General features: G+C 24.7%; 11 protein-coding genes and 1 pseudogene. 6 read left to right on the top strand and 6 right to left on the bottom strand.

Translation table 11 applies throughout. The features are described 5' to 3' along the window. Position 1 precedes the first annotated feature (1 nt). From aroA to tpiA, 6 genes and pseudogenes are all read left to right on the top strand, one after another. The gene (gene aroA, locus D9V64_RS01580) at positions 2–1288 is read left to right on the top strand and encodes a 3-phosphoshikimate 1-carboxyvinyltransferase (protein WP_158366659.1); all 1287 of its coding nucleotides are present in this window, start codon (positions 2–4) and stop codon (positions 1286–1288) included. A gap of 84 nt (positions 1289–1372) precedes the next feature. Further along, positions 1373–1612 carry a (d)CMP kinase gene (locus tag D9V64_RS01575; protein WP_158366657.1) on the top strand — a complete coding sequence of 80 codons (240 nt, stop codon included), beginning with the start codon at positions 1373–1375 and terminating at the stop codon, positions 1610–1612. Then, the gene (gene cmk / locus D9V64_RS01570) at positions 1612–2022 is read left to right on the top strand and encodes a (d)CMP kinase (RefSeq protein ID WP_158366655.1); all 411 of its coding nucleotides are present in this window, start codon (positions 1612–1614) and stop codon (positions 2020–2022) included. Before D9V64_RS01575 ends, cmk begins: the two co-directional genes overlap by 1 nt. Positions 2023–2166: 144 nt before the next feature. Continuing rightward, positions 2167–3843 (top strand): 30S ribosomal protein S1, encoded by a 1677-nt coding sequence (rpsA, locus tag D9V64_RS01565; protein ID WP_158366653.1) that lies wholly within the window; start codon positions 2167–2169, stop codon positions 3841–3843. A gap of 80 nt (positions 3844–3923) precedes the next feature. Further along, positions 3924–4207, top strand: a pseudogene (gene ihfB, locus D9V64_RS01560) (integration host factor subunit beta). Between the two features lie 105 nt (positions 4208–4312). Further along, positions 4313–5083: a triose-phosphate isomerase gene (gene tpiA, locus D9V64_RS01555; protein WP_158366651.1), complete on the top strand. Its 771-nt coding sequence runs from the start codon at positions 4313–4315 to the stop codon at positions 5081–5083. On the opposite strand, the gene D9V64_RS01550 is transcribed toward tpiA, so the two are convergent. The 6 genes from D9V64_RS01550 to D9V64_RS01525 form a co-directional block, all read right to left on the bottom strand. Continuing rightward, positions 5084–5875 (bottom strand): MIP/aquaporin family protein, encoded by a 792-nt coding sequence (locus D9V64_RS01550; RefSeq protein WP_158366649.1) that lies wholly within the window; start codon positions 5873–5875, stop codon positions 5084–5086. A 105-nt stretch (positions 5876–5980) separates the two neighbouring features. Beyond that, entirely contained in the window at positions 5981–6943 is a 963-nt protein-coding gene (gene pfkA / locus D9V64_RS01545; protein WP_158366646.1) for a 6-phosphofructokinase, read from the bottom strand. 232 nt (positions 6944–7175) lie between these two features. Then, the gene (gpmA, locus tag D9V64_RS01540; RefSeq protein WP_158366644.1) at positions 7176–7865 is read right to left on the bottom strand and encodes a 2,3-diphosphoglycerate-dependent phosphoglycerate mutase; all 690 of its coding nucleotides are present in this window, start codon (positions 7863–7865) and stop codon (positions 7176–7178) included. A 261-nt stretch (positions 7866–8126) separates the two neighbouring features. Then, on the bottom strand, positions 8127–9341 hold the full coding sequence (gene sucB / locus D9V64_RS01535; RefSeq protein WP_158366642.1) for a dihydrolipoyllysine-residue succinyltransferase: 1215 nt from the start codon (positions 9339–9341) through the stop codon (positions 8127–8129). A 16-nt stretch (positions 9342–9357) separates the two neighbouring features. Continuing rightward, positions 9358–12123: a 2-oxoglutarate dehydrogenase E1 component gene (locus D9V64_RS01530; RefSeq protein ID WP_158366640.1), complete on the bottom strand. Its 2766-nt coding sequence runs from the start codon at positions 12121–12123 to the stop codon at positions 9358–9360. Positions 12124–12181: 58 nt separating this feature from the next. After that, entirely contained in the window at positions 12182–12925 is a 744-nt protein-coding gene (locus D9V64_RS01525) for a Nif3-like dinuclear metal center hexameric protein (RefSeq protein WP_158366638.1), read from the bottom strand. Between the last annotated feature and the right edge of the window lies 1 nt (position 12926).

Here is a 12926-nt window from a genome sequence, read left to right as displayed (position 1 = left end):
TATGCAAAAATTTTTAAAATTACGTCCAGTTTCTTATGTTAATGGGACTGTTTATTTACCTGGATCAAAAAGTATTTCGAATAGAGTATTATTATTATCAGCTTTATCTAATGGTACAACAACTATTAGTAATTTATTAGATAGTGAAGATACTCAACATATGCTAGTTGCTTTAAAAAAAATTGGAATTTATTATTCTTTGTCTAATAATAATAAAACTTGTCATATTAAAGGTAATCATGAATCATTTAAAATATCAAAATCTATTTCATTATTTTTAGGAAATGCAGGTACAGCTATTAGACCTCTTCTTTCTGTTTTTTCTTTATATAATAATAACGACATTACGTTAATTGGAGATGACAGAATGAATGAAAGACCTATTAAACATCTTGTTGATGCATTACACCAGGGAGGCGCAATTATTGAATATAAAAATAATTTTGGATATCCTCCAATATGTACAAAGGGTGGTTTTATAGGTGGTTCAATTACATTAGATGGTAGTATTTCTAGTCAATTTTTAACATCATTGTTAATAATTGCTCCACTAGCATTAAAAAATACGACTATATTTATCAAAGGAAATTTAGTTTCTAAGCCATATATAGATATTACGATTAACTTGATAAAATTATTTGGTATAAATATTAAGCATGATTCCTATTCTGTTTTTTATATTATAGGAAATCAGAAATACAAAACGCCAGGTAATTATACGATTGAAGGCGATGCCTCCTCAGCTTCATATTTTTTAGCAGCTGCAGCAATTAAAGGCGGATCAGTCAAAGTCATAGGAGCTGGAAAAAAAAGTATACAAGGTGATATTAAATTCGCTGATATTCTAGAGAAAATGGGTGCAATTATTAACTGGGGTGATTCTTTTATTATATCTACTCAAAATAAATTACACGCAATAGATTTAGATATGAACCATATTCCCGATGCTGCTATGACTATTGCGATAGTAGCTTTATTTGCTAAGGGTACTACCATCATTAGAAATATACATAATTGGAGAGTTAAAGAAACAGATAGGTTGTCTGCTATGACAAATGAATTAAGAAAAGTTGGTGCAATAGTAGATGAGGGAAAAGATTTTTTGTCTATTACTCCTCCTGATAACATAAAACATGCGAAAATTAATACGTATAATGATCATCGTATGGCAATGTGTTTTTCATTGTTATGTTTATCTAATATGAGTGTTGATATAATAAACCCTAGCTGTGTAATTAAAACTTATCCGTCATATTTCGAAGATTTTTTGAATATTTGCAAAATTTAGAATAACATAATAAAAATTTTTTTAAAATAATATTTTATAACAAGTGGTTTTTTATATATTTTAATATTTTATATGTGTAAAAATATGAATAATAACATTCCTGTCATTACAATTGATGGACCAAGCGGTGTTGGAAAAAGCACCTTATGTAACATAATAGCTGATAAATTAAATTGGTGTATTTTAGAATCTGGTGTAATATATAGATTATTAGCAATAATGATATTACAACGAAATACACCTATTATTGAAGATCATATAATTACTTTAACAAAAAATTTTAATTTTTCTTTATTTAAAAAAAAAATAAATTTGCTAAATTAATTCATCTTCAGATAGTCGGAGAGATAGCTTCTAAATTAGCTACTTTTACTCAAGTTAGAAAAATTTTACTTAATAAACAAAGATGTTTTCGTAAATCACCAGGTTTAATAGCAGAAGGTAGAGATATGGGTACAGTAGTTTTTCCTGATGCTAATATTAAATTTTTTTTAAACGCTAATTTAGAAACTCGTGTTTGTAGAAGAATACAACAATTTAAAAAGATAGGATTATCTGTTAATTACAATAAATTATTGCAACAATTAAAAGTTCGTGATGAACGTGATCAAAATCGATTAATTTCTCCTTTATGCCCATCAAAAGATGCTATAATATTAGATTCTACTAATATGAAACTTTCTGAAGTAATTGAACATTCTATGAAAGAAATTAAAAAAAAAATAATCATATGATTTATAAATATATGATTTAATATAAAAATTTAAACTTTAAAAAAATAAACTTTATAATAAGGATTATTATAAGATATATAAAACAAGCTCATTTTAGCATGAAGTTAAAATGAACATTAATAAGAATTTTTTGATATTATTAATATGAATGAATCTTTTGCTCAATTATTTGAAGAATCACTAAAAGAAATTAAAACACGTCCCGGTTCTATCATTCGGGGAATTATTGTTTCTATCGAAAAAGATATAATTTTAGTTGATGCTGGTCTTAAATCTGAGTCTGCAATTCCATTGGAACAATTTAAAAATACGCAGGGTTTAATTGATGTAAAAGTTGGTGATTATGTCGATGTTGCGTTAGATGCTATTGAAGATGGATTCGGAGAGACACTGTTATCTCGTGAAAAAGCAAAAAGGCATGAAGCATGGTTGGTTTTAGAACAAGCACATGAAACATCAAAAACAGTAACTGGTATTATTAATGGAAAAGTAAAAGGTGGATTTACTGTTGAATTAAATGATATACGTGCGTTTTTACCTGGTTCCTTAGTGGATATTAGACCTATTCGAGAAACTATTCATCTTGAAGGTAAAGAATTAGAGTTTAAAGTTATCAAATTAGATCAAAAAAGAAATAACGTAGTTGTTTCACGTAGAGCTGTAATTGAATCAGAAAATAGTGCTGAAAGAAATCAACTACTTGAAAATTTACAAGAAGGTATTAAAATCAAAGGAATCGTAAAAAATCTTACAGATTATGGAGCTTTTGTAGATCTAGGTGGTGTAGATGGATTATTACATATTACAGATATGGCATGGAAGAGAGTAAAACATCCTAGTGAAATAGTGAATGTTGGTGATGAAATTTACGTTAAAATTTTAAAATTTGATAAAGAAAAAACACGTGTATCACTTGGATTAAAACAACTAGGAGAAGATCCTTGGATAGCTATTTCCAAACGTTATCCTGAAGGAGTTAAATTAACTGGACGTGTGACTAATCTTACAGATTATGGTTGTTTTGTTGAAATTGAAGAAGGTGTAGAGGGATTAGTCCATGTATCAGAAATGGATTGGACTAATAAAAATATTCATCCATCTAAAGTAGTAGCTGTAAATAATGTAGTAGATGTGATAGTTTTAGATATTGATGAAGAGCGTCGTCGTATTTCTCTCGGATTAAAACAATGTAAAATTAATCCATGGCAAGAGTTTTCTGAAACTCATAAAAAAGGTATACATGTTGTAGGTAAAATTAAATCTATTACAGATTTTGGTATTTTTATCGGTTTAACAGGAGGTATTGATGGATTAGTACATCTATCAGATATTTCTTGGACAGTTTCTGGTGAAGAAGCCGTTAAAAACTATAAAAAAGGTGATGAAATTTCAGCAGTCGTATTACAAGTAGATGCAGAACGGGAACGTATTTCACTGGGTATTAAGCAGCTGGAAGAAGATCCTTTTAACACATATGTTGCAAAATATAAAAAGGGAACAATAATTAATGGAATAATTAAATCTTTAGATAATAAACAAGTTATTGTAAATTTATCAGAAAGTATTGATGGAAATATAAAATTTTCTGAATCATCTATTCAATATGAAGAATTTACAAAAATATTTAAAATTAATGATAATATTTCAGTAAAAATATCTAATTTTGATCGAAAAAATAGAAGTATTATTTTAAATCTTCATATTACAGATAATAACGATAATAAAAAAGATATAAAAAATAAATTAAATAATAAACAAGATGATGAAACATTTTCAAATGTAATGGTAGAAGCTTTTAAAGCTGCTCAAAATACTGAATAATTACTCAAAAGTAAAAATATATTTTTTATTTTTATAATTAAAATTATGTAAAATAAATACATTTTTAAAATAGAGGGTATATGACAAAGTCAGAGTTATTCAAAAAAATTGCTAAAAAAAAAACCATATTGAAAGCAAAGTAATAGAGCGTGCTATAAAAGAAATGTTAGAACATATGTCATTTGCATTAGCTAATGGAAGGCGAATAGAAATTAGAGGATTTGGAAGTTTTTCATTGCATTATCGAGCTTCTCGTATAGGTCGCAATCCTAAAACTGGAGAAAAAGTTAAGCTCAAAGAGAAACGTGTACCTTATTTCAAACCAGGGAAACAATTAAGAAATCGAGCAAATATATATAAATAAAATATTTTAATATCTTATTTTAGAAACTAAGTTAATTTTTTTTATAAAACACTTAGTTTCTATATTTTAGAAATTTTAATTTCAATAGTATTTCAGAGAGCTCAAATGAAAAAAAATTTTATTGTGGCAAATTGGAAATTAAATGGAAACATTCAAACAATTTCTAATTTTTTAAATCATTTAAGATTAAAAATATCACTTTATTTGCAAAATAATACAGTTGTAATTGCACCTTCTACAATATATCTTGAAAGAGTTTACAATTACATTAAAGATATGAATATTTTTCTTGGTGCACAAAATGTAGATATAAACACACAAGGTGCATTTACAGGAGAAACATCTATATTGATGTTAAAAGATATTGGTGCTAAATATGTTATTGTTGGGCATTCTGAGAGACGTTTTTTACATAATGAAAATAATGAATTAATTAGTAAGAAATTTGGTTTAGTTAAAAGTTTAAATTTAATCCCTATTTTGTGTATAGGAGAAACTGAAACACAAAAAAAGAAAAATAAAACTAAAGAAATTTTAACAAATCAATTAAACGTTATATTTCAAGATTTTGGTGAGAAAGCGTTTATAAATTCAATAATTGCATATGAACCAATTTGGTCTATTGGAACAGGTATATCTGCAGATCCTATATATGTACAATCAATACATAAATTCATAAAAGATTATATTAATAAATATAATTCTAGTGATATAGAAAAAATAATTGTTCAATATGGCGGTTCTGTTAATTCTAAAAATGCTAAAAATTTTCTTGAACAACCTGATATTGATGGATTATTAATAGGTAGTGCATCTTTAATGTATGAAGAATTTTTAAAAATTCTAAAAATATCAAATGATATTTTATGTAAATAATTAATTATTTATAAATTTTTTATATATCCAACCACCTAAATTTATACCTAATATTGGTGTAATTGTAGATATTAAAAAATATGGAAAATGATGATTATATACTCCAGTAAAAGCTATCTCACCCCATCCCATTATACTTAAAAATATCCTAGGTACTAAATCATGTGCAGGATTTAAAGTAATATTATGTAAAGATTTTACAGATAAAAAATTAATAATTGCAACTAATACTCCTATTAAACATGGATTAATTTTTTTTTGCATAACAAACATTTTTTTTTTGTCATTAATTAACATAAGTATAATAATAAAAATTATTGAAATAATTATTTCTATAATAAAATCATATATAAAAATATAATTTTTTTCTGGATAAACACAAAAAATTGAAGCTAATTGAAGACTTTCTTTAGTTCCTCGTATAATATTGTACTTATGTTCAAATGATATTAATTTATTATAATATATGTAATATATCAATGTTGTAAAAAAAAAAGTACCAGATATTTGAGATATAATATATGGTAATACTTTTTTTTTATTAAATTTATCAAAAAAAGAGAGAAAAATAGTAATAGCAGGATTTAAATGAGCTCCAGATATTGAATCACTTAAATAAATTGCAAAAGATACCGAACAGCCCCAAATAATACTTATTTCATATTTGTTAAAATAAAAATCTGTTAATTTTGACGTAGCTAAACTGCCAAAACCAAAAAATATTATTAATCCAGTCCCTAAAAATTCAACAATACATTGTTGCAATATATTTTTTTTATTAAAGACATTCATTATGTCAACACCTATATAATTTTATCATAAAATTAATTTTATTTTTTAATTTAATAATAAAACTAAATATTTAGAGCGCCGGAAAAAACCGGCACTAATTTTATGTTAGTAAAGCTTTTTAGCTGTATTCAACCAATCTTTTTTAAAAGTACGTTTCATGTTTTTTAGTGCATTTTTTATATCATTAAATACCATTTTTTCATTTTGTACACCAACACATTTACCTTCATAACCTTTAATTAACAATTCTACAGCGTAAGCACCCATCCTAGAAGCTAAAATACGATCATATGCGACTGGAACCCCTCCCCTTTGTATATGACCTAATATAGTAGCTCTTGTTTCACGATGAGTTTTATTTTCAATGTATTTTGCCAATTCTTCTACATCACATATATATTCTGTTATTGCGACTATAGCATGTTTTTTGCCTCTTTCAATTCCCGTTTTTATTTCAGAAACTAATTCTTCCTTTGTATATTTGATTTCAGGAAGAACAATAAACTCGCAACCACCTGCAATTGCAGCTGCTAATGTTAAATCTCCACAATATCTCCCCATAACTTCTACAATGGAAATCCTTTGGTGTGAAGAAGAGGTATCTCTTAATCTATCAATAGCTTCAACTACTGTTTCTAATGCTGTAAAATAACCGATTGTATAATCAGTACCTGCTACATCATTATCTATAGTTCCTGGAATACTAACACACGGCATACCCATTTTTGTTAATTTTTCAGCACCTATATAAGATCCATCACCTCCAATAACAACAAGTCTATCTATTTTTCTTTTTTTAAGGTTATTAATAGCTATAGTTCGTATTTCATGTTTACAAAAGTTAGAAAATCTAGCAGAACCAAGAAAAGTGCCGCCTCTATTAATCATATCTGAGACACTATATCGATCCAACTTTACCATACGATTTTGATATAATCCTAAATATCCATCATAAATACCAAATACTTCTAATTTTTTACTTAATGCTGTTCTGACCACTCCCCTAATTGCTGCATTCATTCCAGGAGCATCTCCACCACTGGTTAATACTCCAATTCTTTTAATCATGATAATCTCGTGTTTAACTACTACAAAAATTTATTTTCTAAATATTTAATATATACAAGTATATTCATTAAAATATATTTTAATGTTTTTATTTCATATTGAAACTGATAATTGAAAAAATTTAATTTATTCTAATAATATATTTTTTCAAAAAAAATCTTCTCTTATTAAAATAAGAAGTAAAAATATTATATATTTTGATATTAAATCGAAAAATATGTTTTTAAATAATTTATTTTAAATAATACCACTTAGTGGGAATATATTTTTCATTAAATTCTAAAACAATTGGAACTGCGGTTGGAATTTCTAGTTTTATAATATTTTTATCATCAATTTTATTTAAATATTTAATCAAAGCTCTTAATGAATTACCATGCGCTACAATTAGTATTTTTTTTCTTTCTTTAAGTTGTGGATAAATGAATTGATCCCAATAAGGAATAACTCTTTTTATAGTTACTTCTAAACTTTCACCTTTAGGAAGATCATTGATATTAACATTAGAATAACGCATATCATAGCCTGGAAAACGTTTATCTTGTGTATCAATTTGAGGAGGGCTAACATTAAAACTACGTCTCCATAAAAGAACTTGTTCATGTCCATATTTTTGAATTATTTCATCTTTGTTAAATCCTTCTAAAGTACCGTAGTGTCTTTCATTTAAACGCCAAGATTTTTGAACTGATAACCAAGGTTGGTTTAATTCTTTTAAAATATATTGTAAAGTATATATTGCTCTTTTTAACATGGAAGTATGTGAACAATCAAAAAAAAATCCTTTTTTTTTCAAAAACAAACCTGTTTTTTTAGCTTCATATTTTCCATGTTTACTTAACTCTACGTCATGCCATCCAGTAAATTTATTTAATTGGTTCCATTCGCTTTCACCATGTCTAATTAATACTACTTTATTCATGATTTTATCCTCTATATTTAATTTTAGAATATATATATTGTATATATTTTAAAAAAAATATTTTAATCAATTTTTATTAATATGTCATTCTTTCTTTCGAATAAAATATATTTTTATTAATATTGAAATATTAAATATTATTTATTTAAAATAAAGATAATGAAGTAGTTAAACATATTTTAATAAAAGTACAGTTTATTTTTTTAAACACTGTACTTTTAAAATGTATAAAAAATTAAATTATTTAAATATTTTATATTGTCAAATATTAATTATAATACGATTAAAATCTTCCAATATATTTTTGATTTTATTTAAAAACATAACTGATTCTTTGCCATCAATTAAACGATGATCATAAGATAGTGCTAAATACATCATAGGCAAAATTTTAATTTTTCCATCTATTGCCATAGGACGTTCTTTAATGGCATGCATTCCTAATATAGCGGTTTGAGGCGGATTAATAATAGGAGTAGATATTAAAGAACCAAAAACACCACCATTAGTTATAGTAAAGTTACCTCCAATTAATTCCTCTAACTTTATTGTATTATTTGCACTTTTAATAACAAATTCTTTTATTTGTTTTTCTATTTCTGCCATTGATAGTTTGTCAGCATTTTTTAATACTGGAGTTATTAATCCCCTTGATGTAGAAACAGCAATACTAATATCAAAATTTTTATAAAATACAATATCTGTCTGATCAAGAGTAGCATTTATTTCTGGAAAAATTTTTAATGCTTCTACTACTGCTTTTACAAAGAAAGACATAAAACCAATACGAACACCATATTTTTTTTCAAAAGATTCATTGTATTTTTTTCTTAAAGAAATAATTGATTGCATATTAACTTCATTGAAAGTAGTTAACATGGCTGTATTATTTTTTGTTTGTAATAATCTTTCAGCTATTTTTTGACGTATTCGAGTCATTTTGACTCTATATGTATTATTTTCATTTTTCAAAATATGATTTAAATGAAGATCATTTGAAATATTTTTACAAATATCTTGTTTTCTGACAGAATAATTTACCTGATTAGATGTAATAGACTTTTCATTAGAATTATTAAGTTTTATAAAACGTCTAGCAGAGGGTGTTAAGTTACTAAACAAAAAATTATTAAAAATAGAATTAATATTTTTTTTTTCTTTATCTTTACTATTTTTTTCAATACAATTTATTTTCGCATTTGTTATTGAATCTATTTTTTTTTTTGTTTCATTGTTTAATTTAGTTATATTTCCTATGATTTGAGTTGATTTAACAATAGCACCCTTTTCTTCTAAAATACGATTTAATATTCCATTGCATGGAGCTGATACTTCTAACATTATTTTATCTGTTTCAATATCAACTATATTTTCATCGCAATATATTGTTTCTCCTACTTTTTTATGCCATTTAACTATTACGGCATCATTTACAGAGTCTGGTAGATCTGGAACAAGAATATTAATTGTATTCATTTTTTATTCCTATTAGCTAATCAATTATTAAATTTAATGCATTATATATTAATTTTTCTTGTTCTTTCCTATGTAAAATAATATGACCTACTGCAGGAGATGCAGAAGAGCTACGACCAATGTAATTCAATCTAGAAGAAGATGATAAAATATTATATAAATTATCTTTTATATACATCCATGCACCTTGATTGTATGGTTCTTCTTGACACCAAATAAAATCTTGAACATAAAAATATTTTTTTAATATATTTGACATTTCTTTTAATGGAAATGGATATAATTGTTCAATTCGAATTATAATAATATTTATTATATTATTTTTTTTTCTATATTCTAAAAGTTCGTAATATATTTTTCCAGAACAAAAAATAACACGTTTTATTTGTTTTAAATTTTTATTAATTTCATCTATTACTGTTTTAAAAGAACTATTTATTAGATCTTCTAAAGAAGAAGTAGCCATAGGATGTCGTAAAATAGATTTTGGAGTAAAAATAATCAATGGTTTATAAATATTTTTAAAGATTTGTCTTCTTAATAAATGAAATATTTGTGCAGATGTAGTAGGTATACAAATTTGTATATTATCTTGAGAACAAAGTTGAAGAAATCGTTCAATTCTAGCAGAAGAATGTTCTGGTCCTTGTCCTTCATAACCATGTGGTAAAAAAAGAACTAAATTAGATTTTTTATTCCATTTTTGTTCACTAGATGTAATAAATTGATCAATGACTACTTGAGCTCCATTGATAAAATCTCCAAATTGTGCTTCCCAAATAGTTAAAGTATTTGAAGGGTATAATGAATATCCATATTCAAAAGCTAAAACAGCTTCTTCTGATAAAACAGAATCCCAAATTTCGAATTTTCCTTGGTTTTTTTTTATATTTTGTAAGGGTATATAAATAGAACCATTATTTTGATCATGAATACAAGCATGACGATGAAAAAAAGTTCCTCTACTAATATCTTCACCGGAAAGACGACATGAAATACCTTCATTAAGTATTGTAGCATATGCTAAAGATTCAGCAGCACCCCAGTCAAATAATTTTTTTCCATTCGACATTTCAACTCTATCATTATAAATTTTTTTAACTCGTGGATGTACTTCTATAGATTTAGGAATAGTATTAATACAATTTAATAACTTTTGAATCTCTTTTAAATTTAATTTTTTTGATTTTGTTAATTCTTTTTTAATTGTAATAACATTTAAATTATCACATTGAAAATTTATATATTCTTTTGAACAAAAAACCGATTGTCCTGTTTCTAATTTATTCGAATACTTTTCTATTATTTTATTAATATCGTTTAATTTAATTAATTTTTGATTAATTAAAAAATCAGAATATATTTTACTGACAGTAGGATGATTTTTGATTTTTTTATACATGATAGGTTGAGTTACAAAAGGATCATCTACTTCATTATGCCCGTGTCTTCTATAACAAACTAAATCTATAAAAATATCTTTATTAAATTTTTTCTTGAAATCTAAAGCTAATTGAATCGAAAAAATAGCAGACTCCACATCATCAGAGTTTACATGTAAAATAGGTGATTGAATTAATTTTGCAATATCAGTACAGTATCTGCTAGATCTAAGATGTTTAGGATTTGAAGTAGTAAAACCAATTTGGTTATTAACTACAATATGAATTGTACCTCCTATCGTATATCCTTCAGTTTCAGACATATTTAATGTTTCTTGTACTACACCTTGTCCAATAATTGAAGCATCTCCATGAATATTAATAGATAAAATTTGATTTTTTAAAAGTTTTCCTTTATCTATAGAAGCTCTTGATACACCAAGAATTACTGGGTTAATTATTTCTAGATGTGATGGATTATATTCTAATTTTAAATTAATTATTTTATCTTGATATTTAATACTCGAAATACCCCCCATATGATATTTAACATCACTACTTCTTTCTCTAGATATATTAATACCAGAAAATTCATCAAATAATATTTTGGGACTTTTATTTAATACATTTACTAATACATTTAATCGACCTCTATGTGCCATACCTATAATAATATCAGAAATATTATTTTTTTTTGAGTAACGTATAATTTCATGTAATATTGTAATGAGTGTTTCACCTCCTTCTAAAGAAAATCGTTTTGTACCTGGAAATTTTTTACCTAAATATTTTTCTAGAGTTTCAGCATAAATAATTTCTTTTAATAACTTTGTTTTTTTTTGTTTTGATATTAAATTCTCTTGAAAATATAATTCTATATATTCTGTAATCCATTTTTTTTGATCTATATTATCGATATACATATATTCAAAACCAATGGTATTACAATATTTATTACTCAATTTATTAAATAAATCTATTACTTTAATTTTGTAATTTAGATTTTTTTGAAAATTAATTTCTACTATTTCTTCTAATTCATCTTTAGTAAATTGATAAAATAAAAGATCTAAATATGGATATTTTTTTTGTTTTTTCAATTGAAGAGGATCAATTAAAGATTTTTTATAACCTTTTTTTCTAAATAAACTAATCATTTTATTAATTTTTTTATACAATTGATTATTATCTTCTTGTATATGTAATTTTTGATCTAATATGTTGATATTTTCCGTAATATTTTTGTTATTAATAGATAAATTTTTAAATTCATTTTGCCATATAACATGAATAGAAGATGGATTCTTTAAAAATTTTTTATATATATATTCAATATATTTTTGATTATTAGAAGATAACCATGAGGAATTGAATAATTCTTGTAGTATTTTTTTATTCATAATTTTATCTAAATTTTAAACTAGTTATCTGTTAAATTTAAAATAATATTTTTAATTATTATATAGGATTATAAATGTCAATAAATATAACATCTAAATTATGTGTTTTATGTAACCATTTTCCTAAAGCTTTAATTCCATATTTTTCACTACAATAATGTCCTAATGCAAAAAAATGAACACCTAATTCTTTAGCAATATATATTGTTTCTTCAGAAACCTCACCTGTTAAAAAAGCATCTATTCCAAATCTGTGTGCTTTTTTAATAAAGTTTTGTCCTTTACCAGTGCACCAAGCTATACGACTAATATAATCTGGAGCATTTTCGTAAAAATGTATAGGTTTTTTTTTAAAAATTCTCTCTATTTTATTAGAAAATTCAAAACCACTTATTTTAGTGTCTAAAGAACCCCATAAAACATAAGGTAAAATTTCACCTTTAATAAAAATATTTAATTTTTTCGCAATTTGTACATTGTTACCTAGTTCTGAATGAATATCTAATGGTAAATGCCAACTATATAGATTAATATTATTCGAAAGTATGGTTTTTAATCGATTTCTTTGTACATTATGAATGTATTTAGAATCTTTATTCCAAAAATATCCATGGTGTACAATAATAGCATTAGCTTTATAATTTAAAGCTGCATTTAGTAGATCCTGACATGCACTAACACCTGTAATTATTCTATTAATAATTTTATCTCCTTCTATTTGTAATCCATTTGGAACTATATCTTCCTTATATTTATTAAATAATTTTTCATTAATAATTTTTTCTAAAATAAAGTTTTCCATA

It is taken from the genome of Buchnera aphidicola (Aphis nerii) (assembly GCF_005083105.1).
In the GTDB taxonomy this organism is placed as follows: domain Bacteria; phylum Pseudomonadota; class Gammaproteobacteria; order Enterobacterales; family Enterobacteriaceae; genus Buchnera; species Buchnera aphidicola_AS.
Note: the sequence above shows the minus strand (reverse complement) of the source record. Positions and strands in the feature narration are given on the sequence as shown.

What these genes read in the sequence shown, in the direction of transcription:
- aroA (WP_158366659.1), top strand. Translation starts at nt 2, where the DNA reads ATGCAAAAATTTTTAAAATTACGTCCAGTTTCTTATGTTAATGGGACT.
- D9V64_RS01575 (WP_158366657.1), top strand. Translation starts at nt 1,373, where the DNA reads ATGAATAATAACATTCCTGTCATTACAATTGATGGACCAAGCGGTGTT.
- rpsA (WP_158366653.1), top strand. Translation starts at nt 2,167, where the DNA reads ATGAATGAATCTTTTGCTCAATTATTTGAAGAATCACTAAAAGAAATT.
- tpiA (WP_158366651.1), top strand. Translation starts at nt 4,313, where the DNA reads ATGAAAAAAAATTTTATTGTGGCAAATTGGAAATTAAATGGAAACATT.
- D9V64_RS01550 (WP_158366649.1), bottom strand. Translation starts at nt 5,875, where the DNA reads ATGAATGTCTTTAATAAAAAAAATATATTGCAACAATGTATTGTTGAA.
- pfkA (WP_158366646.1), bottom strand. Translation starts at nt 6,943, where the DNA reads ATGATTAAAAGAATTGGAGTATTAACCAGTGGTGGAGATGCTCCTGGA.
- gpmA (WP_158366644.1), bottom strand. Translation starts at nt 7,865, where the DNA reads ATGAATAAAGTAGTATTAATTAGACATGGTGAAAGCGAATGGAACCAA.
- sucB (WP_158366642.1), bottom strand. Translation starts at nt 9,341, where the DNA reads ATGAATACAATTAATATTCTTGTTCCAGATCTACCAGACTCTGTAAAT.
- D9V64_RS01530 (WP_158366640.1), bottom strand. Translation starts at nt 12,123, where the DNA reads ATGAATAAAAAAATACTACAAGAATTATTCAATTCCTCATGGTTATCT.
- D9V64_RS01525 (WP_158366638.1), bottom strand. Translation starts at nt 12,925, where the DNA reads ATGGAAAACTTTATTTTAGAAAAAATTATTAATGAAAAATTATTTAAT.